This is a genomic window from Planctomycetaceae bacterium, from assembly GCA_041398785.1.
In the GTDB taxonomy this organism is placed as follows: Bacteria; Planctomycetota; Planctomycetia; order Planctomycetales; family Planctomycetaceae; genus JAWKUA01.
This window is the reverse complement of record JAWKUA010000001.1, coordinates 553858-574286: the sequence shown is the minus strand read 5'-3', so window position 1 is coordinate 574286 and position 20429 is coordinate 553858. Positions and strand designations below refer to the sequence as shown.

The 20429-nt window shown below is 60.1% G+C and carries 15 protein-coding genes; 8 read left to right on the top strand and 7 right to left on the bottom strand.

Going from position 1 to position 20429, the window contains the following annotated elements:
* Positions 1 to 138 precede the first annotated feature (138 nt).
* On the top strand, positions 139 to 6030 hold the full coding sequence (locus R3C19_02175; GenBank protein ID MEZ6059146.1) for a protein kinase: 5892 nt from the start codon (positions 139 to 141) through the stop codon (positions 6028 to 6030).
* Positions 6031 to 6225: 195 nt separating this feature from the next.
* Here the strand turns inward: R3C19_02175 and R3C19_02170 are convergent, their stop codons facing one another.
* Complete coding sequence (locus tag R3C19_02170; protein ID MEZ6059145.1) at positions 6226 to 7617, bottom strand: hypothetical protein; 1392 nt, start codon at positions 7615 to 7617, stop codon at positions 6226 to 6228.
* A 546-nt stretch (positions 7618 to 8163) separates the two neighbouring features.
* On the opposite strand from R3C19_02170, the gene R3C19_02165 reads away from it, so the two are divergent.
* Both R3C19_02165 and R3C19_02160 read left to right on the top strand, forming a co-directional pair.
* Positions 8164 to 9870 carry an NADPH-dependent assimilatory sulfite reductase hemoprotein subunit gene (locus tag R3C19_02165; GenBank protein ID MEZ6059144.1) on the top strand — a complete coding sequence of 569 codons (1707 nt, stop codon included), beginning with the start codon at positions 8164 to 8166 and terminating at the stop codon, positions 9868 to 9870.
* A 34-nt stretch (positions 9871 to 9904) separates the two neighbouring features.
* A complete protein-coding gene (locus tag R3C19_02160) occupies positions 9905 to 10552 on the top strand; it encodes a thioredoxin family protein (protein ID MEZ6059143.1) in 648 nt (215 codons plus the stop codon).
* A gap of 162 nt (positions 10553 to 10714) precedes the next feature.
* Here R3C19_02160 and R3C19_02155 read toward each other — a convergent pair whose 3' ends face one another.
* Positions 10715 to 11113, bottom strand: a complete 399-nt coding sequence (locus R3C19_02155; GenBank protein MEZ6059142.1) for a hypothetical protein — start codon at positions 11111 to 11113, stop codon at positions 10715 to 10717.
* Positions 11114 to 11221: 108 nt separating this feature from the next.
* Between R3C19_02155 and R3C19_02150 the strand changes: the two genes are divergently transcribed.
* Positions 11222 to 11935 (top strand): hypothetical protein, encoded by a 714-nt coding sequence (locus R3C19_02150; protein ID MEZ6059141.1) that lies wholly within the window; start codon positions 11222 to 11224, stop codon positions 11933 to 11935.
* Between the two features lie 260 nt (positions 11936 to 12195).
* On the opposite strand, the gene R3C19_02145 is transcribed toward R3C19_02150, so the two are convergent.
* Positions 12196 to 12423 (bottom strand): hypothetical protein, encoded by a 228-nt coding sequence (locus tag R3C19_02145; protein ID MEZ6059140.1) that lies wholly within the window; start codon positions 12421 to 12423, stop codon positions 12196 to 12198.
* A 358-nt stretch (positions 12424 to 12781) separates the two neighbouring features.
* Here R3C19_02145 and R3C19_02140 point away from each other — a divergent pair, with 358 nt between their 5' ends.
* Positions 12782 to 12949, top strand: coding sequence for a hypothetical protein (locus R3C19_02140; GenBank protein ID MEZ6059139.1), 168 nt, complete (start codon positions 12782 to 12784; stop codon positions 12947 to 12949).
* 230 nt (positions 12950 to 13179) lie between these two features.
* On the opposite strand, the gene R3C19_02135 is transcribed toward R3C19_02140, so the two are convergent.
* Positions 13180 to 13449 (bottom strand): hypothetical protein, encoded by a 270-nt coding sequence (locus R3C19_02135; GenBank protein ID MEZ6059138.1) that lies wholly within the window; start codon positions 13447 to 13449, stop codon positions 13180 to 13182.
* A 24-nt stretch (positions 13450 to 13473) separates the two neighbouring features.
* Between R3C19_02135 and R3C19_02130 the strand changes: the two genes are divergently transcribed.
* The 3 genes from R3C19_02130 (at position 13474) to R3C19_02120 (ending at position 17062) form a co-directional block, all read left to right on the top strand.
* Entirely contained in the window at positions 13474 to 13830 is a 357-nt protein-coding gene (locus R3C19_02130) for a hypothetical protein (protein ID MEZ6059137.1), read from the top strand.
* Positions 13831 to 13851: 21 nt separating this feature from the next.
* Positions 13852 to 14895, top strand: a complete 1044-nt coding sequence (locus tag R3C19_02125) for an alanine racemase (protein ID MEZ6059136.1) — start codon at positions 13852 to 13854, stop codon at positions 14893 to 14895.
* Between the two features lie 202 nt (positions 14896 to 15097).
* Positions 15098 to 17062, top strand: coding sequence for an HDOD domain-containing protein (locus R3C19_02120; protein ID MEZ6059135.1), 1965 nt, complete (start codon positions 15098 to 15100; stop codon positions 17060 to 17062).
* 103 nt (positions 17063 to 17165) lie between these two features.
* On the opposite strand, the gene R3C19_02115 is transcribed toward R3C19_02120, so the two are convergent.
* The 3 genes from R3C19_02115 to R3C19_02105 all read right to left on the bottom strand — a co-directional run bounded on the left by R3C19_02115 (position 17166) and on the right by R3C19_02105 (position 20429).
* Positions 17166 to 17447, bottom strand: coding sequence for a DUF493 domain-containing protein (locus tag R3C19_02115; GenBank protein ID MEZ6059134.1), 282 nt, complete (start codon positions 17445 to 17447; stop codon positions 17166 to 17168).
* 60 nt (positions 17448 to 17507) lie between these two features.
* On the bottom strand, positions 17508 to 19346 hold the full coding sequence (locus tag R3C19_02110; GenBank protein ID MEZ6059133.1) for a UbiD family decarboxylase: 1839 nt from the start codon (positions 19344 to 19346) through the stop codon (positions 17508 to 17510).
* A 132-nt stretch (positions 19347 to 19478) separates the two neighbouring features.
* Entirely contained in the window at positions 19479 to 20429 is a 951-nt protein-coding gene (locus R3C19_02105) for an alcohol dehydrogenase catalytic domain-containing protein (protein MEZ6059132.1), read from the bottom strand.

Genomic DNA, 20429 nt, shown 5'->3' with positions numbered 1-20429 from the left:
GAAGCGGCTCTGGAATTCTGCAGATCAGGGTGGCGGGATTGCGGCGGTCTCTGAGAGAATCAGCCGACGCCGACTCGGCAAAGAGTTTGCCGTGTGAAATACGGAGAATCGTTACGAGGCAGCAGAGAGCACAGTGCGATGAAAAACGGCCGCAACCGGGACGACAGTGACGAGACACCGCGGGCACCAGTGTTCGGCACACTGGCGCCTTCGTTTGGCAATTCAGCGGACGACTCCGGCGCGAAACCGCCGTCGGCGGAACAAGGTGCCGGCGGGACTCTGGTTCCGGAAAGAATCGTGGCCGGCCCGGAAACGGTTGCTGATGCGGGAGGCTCAGCGTTCGGAACACGTTTCGCCTCTCCATTTACCGCGCCCGGCGACAGCCTGGACGCGCTGCCCGTGTTTGAAGATCAGGGCACGATTTTCAAGACGCATCGGGCGGAACAGACACCGATCAGCACAATCGCTCAGCTTCACCGCGAAACTCCCGACAATCCGCAGTTCGATACCGGTTCCGGAAAGACGCTGGTCACGGTGAAGGATCCTGTCGTGCGAACTCAGCGTTCAAATGCGGCAGTTCCGAAAGCCAAAGCGGGAAAAAGCACCTGGAACCTTCGCATTCATCAGCGAGGTGTCTCCGGGGAAATCTCAGGCGTGATCAACGAGATTCCCAAAGATCGAGCCAACGTCACCGGCCTGCAGTCGGCGCTGACCTGGGACAGGGATTCTCCGGAGTACGAAATCCTGAACCGGCTGGGCGCTGGCAACATGGGTGTTGTCTATCGAGCTCGGCAGACGTCTTTGAATCGCGACCTGGCGGTCAAAACGCTGAAGCCCGATTCACCGCATGTTGATCACGATCAGGCGATGTTCGTTTCGGAAGCCGTTGTGACAGCCAATCTGGTGCATCCCAACATCGTCCCGATCCACGACCTGGGCTGCACCGGCGATGGCAAGCTGTTCTATTCCATGAAACAGGTGCAGGGCACGGCGTGGAACAAGACCATCCGCGAACGCTCGCTGGAAGAGAATCTTGAAATCTTCATGAAGCTCTGCGACGCCGTCGCGTACGCTCATTCACGCGGTGTGATCAACCGCGATCTGAAGCCGGAAAACGTGGTCGTGGGTGACTACGGCGAAGTCATCGTGCTGGACTGGGGTCTGGCGATCACCACTGACGCGTTTCCTCGCAAGGACAGCGTCGTCGTGGATTTTCGAGGCGGCGCGGGAACACCCGTCTACATGGCGCCGGAACTGGCCGACGACGACATTTCCGTCATCGGACCGCATAGCGACATCTACGTGCTGGGAGCCATCCTGTTTGAGGTCGTGGAAGGATTTCCGCCGCACCTGTTGCGCGAATTCTGGAGCATGACGGATGCCGCCGAACAACTGAGCGCCGTGATCTGGGCCGTCGTCAACAACAAGATCGAAAAGCGCATTTCGAATCCCGGCGAACTGATGAACATTGCTCTGCGGGCCATGTCCACCAGTCCCGCCGACCGTTTCGCCACGGTTGAGGAATTTCAGGAGGCAATTCGCGAATATCGCATCACCGGCCGCGCGGAAGAGCTGATGCATTCCGCTGAAGAAAATCCCGCAAACGCCGGTTACAGCGAATACCAGCACGCCGTCGCGCTGTACGACGAAGCGCTTCGAAAATGGCCGAACAACCGCCGCGCGCAGGACGGCGACATTCGGGCTCGGCGAGCCTACGCTGCACTGGCTCACAAGAAGGGCGACATCGACCTGGGATTGCAGATTGTCGGCGAAAACGGTGACTCCCGGTTCGACGATTTGCGCAGCCGGCTGAGGAAGACGCGTCGCTTCCGGACGCTTGTCAAAACGACCTGGGCCGTGCTGTTTGTCGCCGCGATCGCCGGCGTGTTCGTCAGCACGCAGCAGATGCTGGTGGCTCAGGAGGCGACCAGCAATCTTCAGAAGGCCAACGAAGAACTCATCGCCAAAGACGAGCGGCTGAAGGACGCTGACAACGCAATGGCGGTTGCGGAAGAAAAGAAAAAGGCCGCCGAAGAACTCGCTCAGGCCGCGGAAAACCGCAAACTGGAAGTCGAACGCGAACTCGCGGAAAAAGTGAAGGCCGCGAATGAAGCGGTTGCTCGGGCTGCAACCGCCGAAGAAGCAAAGGAAGCTGCCGTCGCTCTGGCCGACGCCGCGAAAGCTCAGCAACAGGAATCCGAAGCGCGCCGCAGGGAAGCGGAAGCAGAAAAGAAGAAGGCGGAAGACGCCGTGAAGCCTCTGCTGGAACAGGCGGAATCGCTCCGCAAGGAAGTGGCTGAGGCCGACGAAAAACGCCAGAACGCGGAGAAGCTTGCTGCTCAGGCCAACTGGGATGCGCTGAACAAGACGGTCAAAACCAGCCGCGATCTCGGACTGTTCGGCGAAGCCATCCAGGCCATCGACGAAGCGCTGGAGGATAAGAGCCACAGCGAAGAACGGCGACGTTTCCTGAAGCGCTGGCGAGACCAGATTGAACAGGACAAGCAGCAGACGGCTCAGGCCACGAATGTGCAGAAGGTTCGCTTCAGCACCGTCAGCGCAAGTGGCCGAGTCACAGCGCTTGCCACAACAACCACGGTGACGATTCTGAGAACCGGGTCCGAGGATTCCGGTTCGGAAACTCGTCCTGCGGAGATCACCGCCGGAGACCGGATCGGAGCTATCGCTCTGACAGCCGACGGGACGAAACTGGCCATCGGCGGACGCAACAGGCTGAACGAACTCTGGGATCTTTCGACCGATCAGCCGCGCCGGATCGCGCTGCCTGAGTCGCCAACGGGTGCGAACATCACTTACGCGCATGCCCTGTTTTCCGCTTCGGGACAGCGACTGTATTTCGTCGGCGACGACCCGGAAGCCACGATCCGGATCCTGAATGTCGACGGGCCGCAGCCGGAACAGGTGTTTGCCGGACCGCTGGCCGGCAATGGCAATGGTCGTACGAACTTTTCGGTGAAGAGCGTCGTGCTGATGTCTGACGAATCGGCGCTGATTGCGAACACCGCTACGGAAGGCATTTTTTCGGTGCCGCTGGATTTCGATGCCAATCCGCCAATCCTGGTGCGCGCGGGATCGGCTCCGGGGCTGGAGGGACTGCGCGGCAACGAATCCACGCCGCAGGCGATGTTTCTTTCGCCTGACAGCAGTCTGCTGGCGCTGGCTTTGATCGGTCCGAATCGCCTGATGATCCTGCCGCGCCGGGAGGGCGCAGAGGCGAACAAATTCCCGTTTGTGGCGCCGCATGAGCTCGACAATCGTGACGCCGCGGTGCTGGAATTCGGCCCGTTTGAAGTTTCCAGCGCGGCGTTTTCCCGCGACAATCAACGCCTCGTCACCGGTTTTACTCGCAACTACATCCAGGTCCGCGACCTGCAGAACGGCCGGTTCGTCCCGTCAGAAGTCCCGGGGCTTTGGAACATCGCGGGAAAGTACGGCAGTTTGCTGGCGGGACATTCCGGAGCCGTGCGGTACGTTTCATTCGCGGGGAATTCCAGCGACCAGGTGTGCTCCGTGGGCGACGACGGTCATTCCGTGCGACACTGGACGATTTCGACGTATGGTGAGTATGCGAAGCTGTTCAGATCGCTGGACGACGTTTTCGCAACCGGCACCGTCACTCAGTGGAACGAAGCGGAATGTCCTGACGTGCGGAGGCCCGGCCACCGGACCGTCAGCCGAACACAAAAACGCGTGCACCGTGCGATTCCCGTCAGCACACATGCCCTGGCGGCGGCCGTTCAGCAGCCGCGGCAGCCGTTTCGCATCGGCAGCTCTGACGGCAGTCCGAATTTCATCGCCGCGTATTCTGCCCGCTTCAGTCGTGACGGCAATCGGATTGTCGTCGGAGCCAACGATCGCGCGGCGCATGTCTACGACACCGCCGGACGAAAGACGGGCACGATGGCGATGGGAGGACGCGGATCGCTGTTCTTTGACCCCGACAAGAACGTGTTTCTGGAAGGTCACATCCCGAACCTGCAGTCGCTGCGCGTGCTTCCGCCGGATGGTCGCCGGCTGCTGACGTCTGACTGGTCGGGATCGATTTCGGTCTGGGATTCAAAGGACGACGAAGACGGCATCGGCCGTGAAGTTTCACGACTGCTTCCGGAGAACTCGCAGAGCGAAATCGCGGTGTCCGATGATGGAAAACTGGTGCTTGCCGCGGGAGTGCGCGAGACGCCGGATTCCGCAACGGGCACAAGTTCCACAGCCCATGTCGCGCTGCTTTGGAAACTAGACACCATCGAAAGCTCTCCGACGCCGCGGCCCGATGTCGAATTCATCGGCGAGCACCCGGAAGACGAAATCACAGCGGTCGCAATCTCCCCGTCCGGCGAACGCATCGTCACCGCCGGACGTCGCGGCCGGATGGTCGTCTGGAACGCCGGCGACAGTTCCGTGATCGCGCGGGCTCAGGGAACTCACAACAAGGATGGTGTTTCCGGGATCGCGTTCATCGCCGAAGATGAACTCATCAGCGCCGGGTACGATGGACACGTGCGGCGATGGAAAATCAGCGGGGAGGAAATTCGGCAGTCGGAACAAACCTTCGAGCGACGTAAGGTCGAAGACGAGCCGGACAATGACGACTTCGTCCTGAGTCTTCGAATGGCTCCGGATCGCCGCCGTTTCGCGACCACGGCGCTAAAACAGATTTCCGGCGGAGAATCCGGAAAGGAAACGTATCTGTTTCGCGTGACGATCTGGTCGACGTTCAGCGATCTGCCGGTTAAGGAACTGCGGTCCACAACGATCGCCGCCAACGAGCGCGGCCGTGCATTTGAACAGGGCGTTTCATGGTCGCCGGACGGCACGCGACTGCTGTTCGTCAGCAACCAAAAGGAAACAGCAACCACCGCAGCCACCGAAATCTATGTTTACGACGCCGATTCGTGGAAAGTGCTGAATCGCCTGCGGCAGTCGGTAGCTGACCCGAACCAGACTCTTAGCGAGCGTGACCGGGTTCAGTTCAACGCTCCGGCAATTCAGGCGGCATTCGTGCCCGGTGAGAATCCCCCGAAGCGAATTGCCACGTTCGACGGACGCGCGGCGCATCTTTGGGACCTGGAATCCGGTCGCCACCTTGCGGAATTTCGAGCGCACGCCGCCGTTCTGGGCGTCAGCTTTTCCTTCGATCGGAAATACCTGGCGACGGCCAGCGAATCGCTCCGCGTGTTCGACGCCGATGAAGAAAGCCCGAACCACGCCGGTACCGTGTTCCGCATCCTGAACCCGCACATGGGTCGAATCGACGGAGTCGCCTTCAGTCCGGCAAAGGACGACTACCGTATCGCATCCGTGGGCGCGGTCGGCGATATCAGACTCTGGAACTGGAAACCGCACACGCCGCCTCCTTCGGAAGCAGCCATCACCATTCCTCCCGTCACACTCAATGCCGATGCGGACAAAACGGAGCACGACGCATACGGCGGGAACTCGGTCGCCATTTCTCCGGACGGCAGTCATCTGCTGGGAGTCCAGCGCGGACATCTGGGGCTGTGGAAGATCTCCGGCAACGAGGCGCAGTCGGTTCCGATCGTCCCCGATATCGACGGTCACGTTGTGTTCAATACGGTCGCCTTTTCGTCGGACGGAAGTCGTTTTGCCGCCGGCGGCATTGTCATCGACGAAGACGGCGACGTGACATCCGTCGCGATTATCTTCCAGTACGAAACCGGCGGTCCCGAAACCAGCCGCACCGTTGCCGTTTTGCAGGGAGGTCACACAGTCGGCCGGGGCGGCGACGACCAGATTCAGGGAGTGTCCGCGATCGCATTTGGCCCGGCCAGCGAAACACTGCTGACGGGAGGCGCCGACGGACGCGTGTTCGAATGGATCTACACCGACCCGGGCTCCGGCGCGGAACCGTATCGCGGAAGTTCATCGATCGAACTTCGCATCGCCAATCGAGCGCCGCATTCGCGTCCCGTCGATTCACTGGACGTTTCCGTCAACGGAGACATCGTGACGTCGGGTGAAGACGGGTTTATCGCAGTCTGGCCGCACTGAAATCGGACAGGAGAACTGCCCGGGGCGGCACGAGCCGTTCCCCGCTGCCGGCCGTTCATTCATGCATGCATGAGCCCTGGTGCCCTGGCCAGCGTGTTTGGATGTGTGTCGCCGGATGTGTCACTGCGTCTGCGCTGCGGAAACCACTGACGCAGCGAGTGCCACAAGACTCACCAATCAATTGCTGACAAGGCACTAAATCCCGGCGTCGTCCGGCACCGGCAGCAGAATGCCGGATTCCGCGTCGGCCTCCAGCTCTTCCGGCAGCACGATCGGTGTGCGTCGCGATTCCAGTGTGGCTCGCCACTTCGCCTGATCTTCAGCGGCCCGCTCGGCAGCCTCATCCGACGATGTGTCGTCCGCTGACGGCTGTTCTGCGGACAACTCGTCGGCGTCGTCGGATTCCGGCGGCACATCGAGATCCTCAAGCACCGCCTTCGGATTGGAAATACGAGTCGCGGGAACCGATGGCCCGCTGCCGGACGGTGTGTCCGCTTTGGCCGTCTTCTTTTCTTCCTTACCGGCAGCCAACTGATCGGGTTTGTCTGTCAGTTTCATGCGATCCAGATAGATGCTCAGCCCGTTCGCGGAGTGATACAGCGGAGAACACTTCACGTGAGCTTTGCGATTATTCAGCAGATCTGAGGCCGTTGCGTGAATGGCTCGCCGCACCCATTGTTCCTGCAGTTCTTCCTGCGGAAGCGCAATCATCAGAAATTCCAGAACATGTCCGGCGCTGGCCATTCGCTTATTGAAGTCCTGATCATACTCGCGGCCGCGGAAGTAGTTGGATGACAGGCTGCCGTTGGAATTCTGCTGCATTCTGGCCGTGTTGATGTAGGTGCGAATTTTGTATTCACCCTCCAGCCACACGCCTCGCAGCGGCTTTCCGTGACGCAGGTAGACGTTGCGGGCGTGAGCAAGAGCGAACAGGCCGTGAGTTCCTCCGCAGGGAGCACCCTTCAGCGGCGCATCGGTCTGGATTTTCACCATCCGCTCGATGCTCCACGGTTCGCCGTTTTCGTTCAGCCACTCGGCATCCGGCGGCAGGTACCGACTCAGAGCCCACAGGGACCAGGTGACTTCGTCCTTCGTGTTCATCGTCATCTGCGCATTGCGCAGCATGTCCTTCATGGTGATCGGGCCGTCATCGGTCTGAAATTCGTGGTCCAGCGACAGGCCCGACATCGACAGAATTGCAAGAAACTGATTGGCGTGACCTTCAAACGCATAGGGGCGGCTGTAGGGTTGAGCACGCCCGCCGTGACGCGTCTTTTCAAACCAGCGAACGTTGTCGAACGTGGGGCCGGTGCAGACCCAGTCAAGTCCGGAGATCACTTCGCCGTCCTTGCGAATTCTCAGATCCTGCCGCAGCGCCAGCAGTCCGTGCATGATCTGCCACGGCGTGTGCTGATCCGTCGACAACAGCCGGCGTCGGGTCGCGTCAACAGCTTCCTGCACTACCTTCAGAACAGGATCGTCTGATACAGGCGTGGACCGCGACACGGTGTGGAACGGCGAATCCTGCCCGAATTCCGGCAGGTGAATCTTCGGTTCCTCGACATCCGACTTCAGTTCGTTGGGCACTTTCCCGGACTGAGCGCTGCACAGGCCTGAATTGGCTACGACACACACAACCAGCAGAATTTGCCGAAGAACAGCATGGCCACAGAAATGTCGCATCCAAACGACTCCGCCATTTTCCCGAATCGAACAAGCAACCAGACGTACCTCGCCCCCTGCTGTTATTCGACTTGCTGCGGACGAGGCTTGATCCGCAAGTGCGAATGGAACCGACACCGTTGGATTGCATTGGAGAATTTCTGACGATCCGGCAACAGGGGCGATCTGTGCCGGCTGCGCCCCTGCAAAAGTTACCGGTACGGACTTCGCAATCGGCAGAACCGCACTCCTGCGCTCATGGTCGGACAAACCGGAAGCGCGATTGACGCGCCGGCAGATCGGCTTCGAAGTCATTCGGTTTCGCGCGCGGGAATCGCCGTTTCCCGCGTGCGACGGAACGACGAGCAGCCTATCCAACAGTTTTGGACCGGCCTATACTCATCGACCACAGCGCCGACCGCGTTCGGCGCGTCACTCCATTCACATCGGGACGGCCAGAAACCCAGGTTCATGTCTGAAACTACTCAACTCAGTGCGGCGGAACTTCTCAAGAAAAACAGCCGGCAGCTTCGCGGTACGATCGCTCAAGAGCTCCGGAACGACGAACCGAGCTTCAGCGGCGATGCCGGCGCGCTTTTGAAGCACCACGGAAGTTACATGCAGGATGACCGGGATCTGCGGAAGGCAAAGAACCCCGACGGATCCCGCCGGGAGAAAGCCTACTCCTGCATGGTCCGCACCAGCATCCCCGGAGGTCGCGTCACGGCCGATCAGTTTCTGGCGGAGCTGGATCTGTGCGACGTGCTCGGCAATGGCACCCTGCGAATTACCACGCGGCAGGGGCTTCAGCTTCATGGTGTTCTGAAAGGCAACCTGAAGCAGACCATCCGGGCGATCAATGACAGCAAACTGACAACGCTGGCCGCCTGCGGTGACGTCAACCGCAACGTCATGTGCTGCCCGGCTCCCGAAAAGAACAACTCCGTTCACAATCAGATCCAGCAGCTTTCGCAGCAGCTTGCCGAACACTTCCGGCCGCGGACAACCGGCTACTACGAAATCTGGCTGACTGACGACGAAGGCACAAAGGCAAACGTCACTGACTTTCGTCCGGTTGACGAACCGATCTATGGCGAACGCTATCTGCCCCGGAAATTCAAGATGGCCGTCGCCACACCCGACGACAACTGCGTCGACCTTTATACGCAGGACCTTGGCTTTCTGGCCGTTGTCGAGAATGGCAGGATCGTCGGCTACAACGTCCTTGTCGGCGGCGGGATGGGAACAACTCCCAGCGCTGAAAAGACCTTCCCGGCTCTCGCGAAGCGTCTGGCATTTGTCACGCCGGAGCAGGTGATTCCCGTCGCGGAAGCCATTGTGAAAGTCCAGCGTGACCACGGGAATCGCGAGGATCGCAAGATCGCCCGAATGAAGTACGTGATCGCGGACTGGGGCCTCGACAGGTTTCGCAGCACCGTGGAAGAGTACTTTGGCGGCTCTCTGCCGGCACCGCATCCGGCCGACGTCACCGGCGTCGACGATCACATGGGCTGGCACGAGCAGGGCGACGGCAAACTGTTTCTGGGAATCAACATCGAAAACGGACGGATTAAGGACGACGGCGACCTGCGCATCAAGACCGGGCTGCGAGCGATCCTGAACCGCTTCAGGATGGACAGCCGGCTGACGGCGATCCAGAGTGTCATCCTGTGCGATATCGAACCCCGCGATCGGAAGGAAATCGAACGCCTGATGTCGGAGCATGGCATCAAGCGAACCGATCAGCTTTCTCTGGCCCGCCGATACAGCATTGCCTGCCCGGCGTTTCCCACCTGCGGTCTGGCGATTACGGAATCCGAACGTGTTCTGCCGCAGATCATTGATGAACTGGAATTGCAGATATCGAAGCTCGGTCTCGAATCTCAGAAGATCGCCGTCCACATGACGGGTTGCCCGAACGGCTGCGGCCGTCCTTACACGTCGGACATCGGTCTGGTCGGAAAGACGGCAGGCAAGTACACCGTCTTCGTTGGTGGAAACCCGGAAGGCACGCGGCTTTCATTCATCTACCAGGACCTGGTCCCGCAGGATGAAATCGTGAAGACGCTGACGCCGCTGCTGGAGATTTATCGAAGCGATCGCCACAACGGCGAGTGCTTCGGCGATTTCTGTGCACGACTCGGAGAAAACAGCCTGAAGGCGCGCGTCGGCGCATAGGGCAACGCGCAAACTGAAAAGGTTCCGCTGAGCCATGAAACGAATAGTCCGAAATTCTGCCGTATGCCTGACCGTTGCCGCACTGGTCACGTTCATCGAGTTGACTGCCGCGGCGCAATCAGCGTCGTCTCCGGAAATCGGCGACAAGGCTCCGGAATGGTCCGATCTGGCCGGAGTCGACGAAAAGCCGCACTCGCTGAACGATCTGGCGGACAGGGACATCGTCGTCGTGTGCTTCACGTGCAACTCCTGTCCGTACGCGGTCGACTACGAAGATCGCCTGATCGCCCTGCAAAAGAAATTTGCCGACGACGGCAATCGCGCGCAACTGATCGCCATCAACAGCAACGTCATTCCGGATGATCGGCTGGACCAGATGCAGCAGCGTGCAAAGGAAAAGAAATTCAACTTTCCCTACCTGTGGGACGAATCACAGGACGTCGCCAGATCCTACGGTGCGATTTACACGCCGGAATTCTTCGTGCTGAATTCCCGCCGCGAAATTGTCTACAAAGGAGCACTCGACGACAGCACGGACGCCGCCAGGGTTTCTCAGCGCTACGTTGAGGACGCTGTCAGTGCGGCGCTGGCCGGGAAAACTCCTGCCGTGCAGAAGACGGGTGCTCGCGGCTGCACCATCCGCTTTGAACGAAAACGACGAAAGCCGGCTCCGGAACCCTAGGTCGCGTCATTCGCTGTCGCGCGGCTGCGGAAACGAAGGCGGAGCCTTTCGGGCATAGCGTTCCAGGGCTGAAGCCCGTGGAACGAGAAGATCGTAGCGCGATCCGGCGAGAGGAGACCGCACTCCAGCGACGGAGCCAATCGGCTGTTGTCCGTCGTCGCATCACGCTTCGGCAGTCTCCGGTTTCAGACCCAAAGCTTCCGCCACTCGGCTGATGGCGTCGGCGGAACGCAATTCCGATTTCCCGAATCCGTAGATGCCGCCGGCCGAAACCGCCTTTTCCTGCCATTCGGGGAAATTCGAAACCAGCATGACGGGCACACCGGCGATCGCCGGATTCGACTTGATCGCTTCCAGAATCAGCATCCCGTCGCTGTAGTCGGCGTCCAGCTTGCGGTTGATCAGAACAAGATCGACATGGTTTTCTGACAACTGCTGCAGGGCTTCATCCGCAAGATCCGCGCGAAGAATCCGCACATCGAAATTCGACGTCAGGAAATGCGTAATCGCAGCATTGTCCGGTCGACACTGACCGACACTCAAAACCGTTTTTGACGGCATCAACAGACCTCCCGGAATGACCAACCAATTGTTGAACGACGCGTGGAGTGACGCGGCATCGGGCGGAATCCTTGCAGAAACCTGATGGAATTCAACTAGACTTTTGGCATGTCGTCTCCTTCCGCCAAACTGCTTCGTATGGTGCTGCTGACAGCGTCGCTGCTGCCGTCGCCCCTCGCCGCGCAGCCGGTGGCTCGCGACCGAGCTGACCGGATGGAGGCCAGGTTTGTCGATCAGATCTCGCGGCGATTGCTGTTTGAGACCGCGGAACAGCACTGTCGCCAGCAGATCGCCGCGCAATCAGATGCTGAACGGCAGGCATTCTGGCATCTCAAGCTGTGCGACGTTTATCGCCGCCACGCGTGGTTTGCCTCGGCAGCGAACCGACAGAGCCTGCTGGCGCAATCCGTGGAAACGATCACGTTATTTCTGGAGTCCGCGGTTGTAAGTCCGGAAACGGAACTGCTGCTGCGACTGGATCAGGTCTCATCGCTGAAGCTGATCGCGGAAACCTCGGCGGTGATCGATCGAGCCGGCCATCTGGTCTCGTCGACGAATCATGATTCAGAACCGCACAAAGCTGATCAGCCGTCGCTGGCGACGATCGACAAGGGTATCGAATTGGCCGACGCACTGATGACGCAGTTGGAAACAGTGCGACGGAACCTGGATTCGGAAGCCGTGCGTGACATTCGCGGCAAGCGCCCGACTGCTGCTGGCGGAGTTGCACGTGATGCGGTTTCGTACGCTGCAGGCTCATGCGGGGATCAGAAAACAAGCCGCCGCGGAAACGGGATCGGGAAGCCGCTGAAAACCTGCTGAACGTTCTGCTTCGATCCGCCGGCACGGATCAACTGAAAGCGGACGTTCGCTGGCTGCAGGCTGATCTGGCTCTGGCCGCCAACGATGCCGCAGTGTTTGCACTTCGGATCCGCAGTCTGAGCTTTCACGCGCCGAACATTCATCGCGTTCGCAGGACACACTGCGAATTCGCGGCCTGCCGCAGGCGCGGCAGCCTCGGAGGCGATCAATGTTGACGTCAACCTGAACTCCGCGGATCCGCTGGTACTGCAGGAATTTGTCTATCTGAAACTGGAGTGCCGACTGCGCTGTATGAGATCGTCCGCAGGCTCGATGACGCAAATCTGAAACAGCAGGCGGCGGATTTCGCGGAACAGCAGAATGCGACCCTGCAACAAACGCGAGGCGTCTATCACGAAGCAGCCGAACGCGTCGCGGCCCGGTTCGGACTCGTGGAAACCGTCGGCGCCGAACTGGCGGACCAGGTCGAGCGAGCGGATCGTCTGCACCAGTCCGGCGACACCGCTTCGGCGTCTGAAGTGCTGGAATCAATTCTCCGACGCCTGCCGGCCGACGCTCCGCTTAGGTGGTCGCTGCACTGCAGCTGGCAGCGGAGAACTTCGATCCGGCAACGGAACTGTCCGCTGCCGACGCGGCTTCAGGCGGCGACGGACGCGTTCTCCTCGATCAGCCAGGAATCCGAAGCGGTTGCTGCCGACCTGTTGAGCGTCTTCGCCATGGGAAAATCTGGCAGTCAGCGTCAGAAAATACCGGCTCCGGAACACCAGACACTCTGGCGTATCGAACCGCTCTGGAACAGCACGTGGACCGGTTCGCCCTGCAGCCGACAGCGACGCGAGCCCGACAGTGGCTCATCAGCCTGGTGCAGCAGGACGAGCCCCGGCGGCGGCAAAAATTGCCATCGAAATCTGCGAGCAGGAACCTTCGGCGACAAGTCAGCTGCAACTGCGACAGGCGGGAGAGTTCCTGCTGGCCGCTCCCACCAGTCCTCAGTCAGCGACTCGCGACGACTGAAGAACTCACGAGCCGCTTTCAACTGCTTGCCGAACGTTTCGAGTCGGAGAGGCAACGGGCACGATGGCTGAACTCGCAGCGATCAGGCTCATCACTCTTCAACTTCAGCTGCGGACTCCCAGTCAGTCGGAAGCGACGCCGGACTGGAATGCGATCGCGGCAAAGCGAATTCGATCCGAGATGACCTGCAGACCGATGACTCACACACTGAGGACCTGAACCGACCTGCGCTATTCCGCCGGATCGATCTGCTGACGCTGCTGGCCGTCGCGCGAACAACGGCCAATGCCGCACAACTGAAGGATATTCAGCGGCGGCTGCTGACCAGTGATCTCCCGTGGCAGCAACAGGCGCTGCGGTATCTTCATGCGGTCTATGCCGACGGCACCCGGGTTCAGGCTGGTGATATCTGGCTCGCCGACACAATCGAAAAGCTGATCGCTTCGACGCTGGTCTCCGGCACTGATGACCTCACCGCCGATCGACTTGTGGAATTGCACTCGCTATCCTCGCGGGCCGCTGAATTGACCGGAAACACAAAGCTGCGAGACGACCTGACCGGACGGCTGCTGGCGCTGAAACTCTCGCCGCAGCAGCTTCAGTGCATTGCGGCGGCCTTCGGCAGGACATCAGCGAAACCTGCTGACAGCGATGGCACCGGTCACCGATTCTGGCAGCATGTGTTGAATGCCAGTGAACAGGGCAGCGACATCTGGCTTGAAGCTTCGCTGCAGTCGGCGTTGCTGGAATTCGAAAATGGAAACGCAGCCGAAGCGACGCGGCGACTGGCGGTTGTCGATTTGCTGCATCCCGATTGGGGCGGAAAGGAACGGCAGCAGCGTGCCGAAGAGCTTGCCAGGCGGCTGGCGGCCGATCAGTAATCATCGTGGATATCAACAACAATGCTGTGCCTTGATCTCGACATCATGGAACGCAACGCCAGAGTCATGGCGGAGCACATTTCCCGGTCCGGCAAGCAGTGGCGACCGCACGTCAAGAGTCACTGTCTGCCGCAGATCGCCTCGACTCTGATGGAATTCGGTGCGATCGGCGTCACGGCAGCGTCTGTCGCGGAAGCCGAGGTCATGGCCCGTGCCGGAGTACCGTCCGTCCTGCTGGCGCATCTGGTGGCGAATCCGATGCAGCTGAAACGGTTGCCGAACATCAATACGTCGACCGAACTGCTGCTGACAATTGACCACTTCGTTCACGCCGAGTTGCTGTCGGAGCTTGCCGGAGAATGTGGTCAGGAGTTTCAGGTCCTGGTCGATATCGACATCGGCATGCATCGCACGGGAGTCCGCCCCGGACATGATGCCGCGGAACTGGCGGCGGCAGCAGACAAGTTGCCGGGGGTCCGTGTCGTCGGCGTGATGGGTTATGAAGGCCACCTGCTGCAGCTTGCGGACGCGGACGAAAAGCGCCGACTGATCTTCGAAGGGATGAATGTATTGCAGCACAGCCGCGATCTGATCCGGCGACACGACATCCCGTGCGACATTCTCAGCGCAGGAGGAACCGGCTCATTCCAGACAACGTCAGATCATCCGGCCGTCACGGAACTTCAGGCCGGCGGCGGGATCTTCGGCGATTTGTTCTACACCAGGAACTGCCGGGCATCGGATCTGGAGTCGGCAATGTGGGTGACCGCCGACGTTGTCTCGCGCCCGTCTCTGAACCAGGCGGTCCTGAACTGCGGCCGAAAAGTGCTGAATCCGGACCTGTGCCTTCCCGCAATGCGGAATCTGCCGGACGCCACCATTCAGCGACTCAGCGCGGAACACGCCGTTGTTGAGGTGTCCGGACCGGCGCGAGATCTTCGCATCGGCGACACCGTCAGCGTGACTGTGGGTTATTCCGACCTGACGATTCTGCTGCATCGCCGGCTGCATGTCTTTCGCGGCGAAGCCCTGATCGACGTCTGGGAGATTCAGCGACCGGTGTAGGTCGGCGCGATGCAATCGTCCCGATCATTCGCATCGACACAGCCGACTTCCGGAATCGATCAGAATGCGAAGCGGCTTCGGATGGCCGGGCAACTCCCATTCGGGGCGTTCGAAAGCAATCCTGACGGAACCTTCGTTCGTGATTCAGCGGTGCCGCCTGCGCCGGTGGATCGTCGAGTGAAAACACCCAGGCAACGGAAACATGATCGCTGCTTCAACGCCGCAATGGTCCACATTGCTTGAGAACCTGCGTCCGGAATTACCGGAAATCGAGCCGAAGGTTGCGGCCCGGCTTCCGGTGATTCCGCAGGTCATGCAGCGTTTTTCCGAACTGACCAGCGATCCGAACGTACCCGTTTCCAGTGTCGCCAGGCTGATAGCCTCCGACGGAACGCTGACGTCGATGCTGCTGAAGTTTGCCAACTCCGCCACCGTGGGTGCTCCGGGTCAGGTCAAGTCGGTTCAGCATGCCATCACATTACTCGGACTGCGTCGGCTGAAGACCGCCGTGCTGTCGCTGTCGTTTCAGCAGGCATTCAATTCCGCAAAGTCCCGCCTGCTGTGCATGAAACAGTTCAGCATCGAAAACTCCGAGCGTGCGGCGTTTTCCCGGTGCGTGGCGAGATGTCTGGGCTGCGACACCGACCTGGTACCGCTGGCTTCGATGCTGCAGGATGTTCTGCTGCCGGTGCTGACGGAAATCTGGCACACCGAATACGCACAACCTCGAAGCGAACTGGAAAGTGTCGTCGAATTCGAACGCAAGGTGTTTGGCTGGGATCACGCCGTGATGGCGGCCGCACTGATGGCCCGCTGGAATTTTCCCGCGGAACTGATTGTCAGCGTTGCCAGGCACCATGATTTCGACGCGGCGTTCGCGGCCTATGACACGTCCGAAAACGACGACGCCGACGACAATGCGGTGCAGGACGAAAGCGCCGAAGAGACGTCAATCGAATCCACACGTCCCGAACTGCTGGCCGTGGCTGCGGCGTCGCTGCTTCCCGAACAGTTCAACCAGTCGACAGCCGCCGCCGCGCGCCTGATTCGACTGCAGGAATGCTGCCCGGCCTGCAATCTGCTGGAGATCGCTTCGCACGTGGATGAATATCTGCGTGACGAAAACGATTCCGCCAAGCGCACGGAACTCTATCCTCGCCTGTCGTCGATTCTGTCGGCCGGACTTGTCGAAGAACGGTTCGCGTCGATGCTGATTGAGCGAAACATCGGGCGTTACACGCTGGAAGAAGAAATCGGCAAGGGAGGCATGGGAGTCGTCTATAAGGCTCGCCACGCAATGCTGCTGCGCCCCGCCGCCATCAAGCTGCTGGACACGCGACGGCTGGATGACGCCGCGGTTCACCGATTCGAGACGGAAGTGCAGCTCACCAGTCAGCTCACTTCACCTCACACAATCACGATCTATGACTACGGGATGACACCGGAAGGTTTCTTTTTCTACGCCATGGAGTATGTCGACGGCCTGACTCTGTCACAGCTCGTTCATCAGTGCGGTCCACTGCCCGAAGGCTATGTGATGCGGTTCCTGCTGCAGGCTTGCGATTCTCTGGCCGAGGCTCACGCACTGAACCTGATTCATCGCGACATCAAACCCGACAACATGATGCTGCGAAGAAACAGTATCGCCGGTGACACGATCAAGGTTCTGGACTTCGGACTGGCGGCCATGATCGACGAAGTCGGATCGGCGGAACTGACGTCAAAGGGATTCTGTGGCACGCCCATGTATATGGCTCCGGAAGCCATCGAATCACCCGGACTCGTGGATCAGCGAATCGACATCTACGCTCTGGGCGCCGTTGGCCATTTTCTGCTGACCGGCCAGAGGCTGTTTCATGACTGCGACGGAAAGATCAGCACCGTGTTTCAGCGGCAACTGACGGAAATGCCGGTTCGGCCATCCGAACGAGTTCGAACCGGAATCTCCCCCGAATTCGAAGATGTCATCATGGCGTGCCTGCAGAAGCCCCGCGACCAGCGGCCTCAAACCGTGATTGAACTGGCGGAACGCATCCGGGAATGTTCACTGGCGACTCCTTCGCTGCCGCCGCTGAACCTGGCTCAGGGACGACCGCCTTCGACCAGAGCTTCCGGAAAGCCGGAACGAATGCTGACGTTGAGTTCCACGGAATTCGCCGCCACGTGACGCCGCCAGGTCCCGGCGAAGTTCGCTTCATCGCCGCACAGCCGGTGGATTCCAAATTGCCATGAAGTCCCGAAACGACGGGTCGGCAATCCAGGTTCGCGATTCACAGCAGCATGACCAGGCCGTTCATGCCCGTCAGCCGGCAATACACGGCAAGCACCTGCTGAGGCGACTTGCAGTGTGGTTCCAGAGTGACGGAAATGTGGTTGCCGTTGCGAGCCTCCCGCATGGAAAACGGCGGATCGACCTCCATCCGAAGTTCGTCACGAACCGCCGCGATCACTCGCGCGGCAAAGTTGTCCGCCGTCACACCGATCACCTTGAACGTAAAAACGCACGGAAACGTGTGGCGGGACTCCAGAAGCTCCACGGAAGGCAATGACATGGCAGGACTCCGACGATAAAAGCGGCTTCAGAAGTTTGTCGGCACTCAAGTCTACGCGCTTCATGCGATGCCGTGAAGAGGACCTCCCGCCGCAAACATCGAGTCCACTTTCGCCGCCGTCCTGCGATCAACATCCAGCGGGGGCGCCAGGTGTGCCTTCAGCCGGGCATCAATCACCAGACTGCCGCGGCAGCCCCAGTGCTTGTTTTCGACAAACGAACCGATGCCAAAGATGTCGGACGCCGGGTTCGATCGCGTGAACGTCACCCACAGCAGATTTCGCAGCGATTCGGCCGTGAAAGTACTGTTATCGACCAGCACCAGCAGCGGATATCGGTTGATCGGATCATGGAGGGAGAACGATTCGCAAAACCGTTCCGGCGCCGGGTCGGTTTCGTGAGGACCGACCGTCCATCCCGGAGATTCGATCGCCGCGATACCGGGCAGGCAGATCTTCGGGCTGCGAAATCCAGCGGGAAGTGACACGTCGCCAGGCCATTCGGTCGGCAGCTCCCGGCGAACCGGCCCTGCCGCCGCGATGACCAGTTTTGATCCTTCGTTCAGGCCGCTTCCCGAATAGTCCAGCGTGTCGATCGTTGTGCGAGTCTGAAAATGCAGGTCGCGCCTCCAGTCGACTCGCTGCAGGATGTGCCGAAGGAAACCCGCGACGTCGTTGATGTCCAGCGACGGATTGTCTTCGTAAGCGGCGATCCACAGGTACTTCGCCAGAGACAACTGCCCCTGTCCCAGAATCGCATTGGCATTCGTCAGCAATTCCTGAGGCCGCCGTTCTGCCGCGTAAGGAACATAGCGTTCGCTTCCAATCGCCAGCAGCAGCGGGTGGACTCCGGCCGCGTCGACCGCATGTACGGCGTGGATTCCCGGCAGCACCGTCGGAATTGCCGGACCGGTCAGTTCGTGAATCAGTTCGCCGAATACCGTGTCTTCCTGCGGAGGGCGGCCCACGACGGTAAACGGCCAGATGGCGTTCTTCCGATGATAGACACGCTCCACATTCAGCACGGGGAAGTCGTGAATCAGGCTGTAGTATCCCAGATGATCGCCGAACGGTCCTTCAGGAAGTTCCTCGTCGGCAATCGTTCCCGTGATGCAGAAGTCCGCTTCCGCGCAGAGCATCGGCGCATTCTTTTGGCGAACCATCCGGATCGCCCGGCGCGAGAGTGCTCCGGCAAAGGCGACTTCGGGGATACCGTCGGGCAGAGGCATCACGGCCGCAACAGCCATCGATGGCGGACCGCCGACGAAGATGTTCACCTTCAGCGGCCGGCCCGCCGACTTCGCCGCCGCGTGATGGAATCCAATGCTGCGGTGAATCTGATAGTGCAGCCCGACCTGCCTGTTCGGTGAGTACTGGTTGCCGGATAGCTGAACTCGATACATGCCCAGATTCGATTGCATGTAGCCCGGCCGGTCCGGATGTTCGGTGTAGACTTCGGGCAAGGTGATGAACGCGCCGCCGTCGTCCGGCCAGCATTTCACCTGCGGCAACTGGTCAATGGTCGTTTCGCATTCCAGCACCGGCCCGCTCGACCGCTTCGCCGGCCGCATGGAAAGAAGTGTGCGAAGCATCCCCGGCAGTTGAAGCGGCTTCCTCAGCGGAGCGATCGGATCCTTCTTCGCTGCGATCAGCATTTCGACGCCGTGCAGCGCGTCGCGGAAGATGAAGCGAGCCCGCTGCATCGTTCCAAACAGGTTGCTGACCATCGGAAACCGGCAGCCGGCAACGTTCTCGAACAAAATCGCCGGTCCGCCCGCGGCGTAAACTCGACGATGAATTTCGGCGGCCTCCAGGTTAGCGTCGACCGGATTCTTCAGCCGAATCAGGTGCCCGTGACGCTCCAGATCGCGGACGCATTGTTCGAGGTTTCGATAGCCCATGCGATGCTCGAAGAGCCGACGGCTCGCCACGCGAAAACGTCGAAAGTGTCGAAATCAATCCAGCGCCGAAGTCATCCGGCCCGTCGTCCGCGACCGGTTACAAACTGACAAAGACACCCCGCGAAGTTGCGACTACGCCACATCGAACAGGACTTTCAGCGTATCCGGCCACTGAGCATGTTCGAAAGCGGCCGATGCGTCTTCCAGCGGGTACGCAGCGGAAATCAGTGGTTCCACCTGCACTCGTCCTTCCGCCAGCATTTCCAACGCCGGCGCGAACGGACCGCAGCGGGATCCCAGAACCGTGACTTCATCAATCACGATCGGAGCCAGATGCAGTTCCTGTTGAGCCGCCACAGTTGTCTTCAGAATGACTGTTCCGCACGGCCGCACGGTCCTTAACGCCGTTTCGAAGCCGCGTGGCGAACCTGTGCAATCGACAACGTAGTCCGCCGACTGTTCAGGAATGTGCTGGTCGAGCAGGCAGCCATTGATGTCGAGGTCCCGCAACCGCTGAAGCTTCCAACTATGCTTGCCGACGACAGTCAGACGGCAGCCGATCGGCTTCAGAACCTGAGCACACAGATTTCCCAGTCGCCCGTCGCCGAGAATCACAACGCTGTCCTGCGGGGACATCGACACCTGTTCCAGAATCCGGCACGCTGCAGCCACAGGTTCGGCAAACACTGCCTGCCGGTCGCTGAGCCCGTCCGGCACAACGTGAAGGTTTTCTTCCGGAACCAGCACTGAATCCGCGAACGCTCCATCATGATTCAGAATGCCGATTACGGTGCGATGCGGGCAATGCCGGCGTCGTCCGGCCTTGCAGGTGTCACACGTCCCGCACGCGCAGTTGATCTCACCGACAACGCGCCGACGGGCAAAGCGTCCCCTGGAAGCAACGCCGACGAATTCGTGGCCGGGCACTCCGCTGAAACCCATGTAGCCGCGGGCAAGCTGCAGATCGGTTTCGCAAATGCCCGCTGTCGTGACACGGACTTCGATCAGATCATCACGCGACGCGCGATTCCGGTAGTCGCTGCGAAACGTGATCCGCTGCTGGTTAAGTTCGACGGCTCGCAC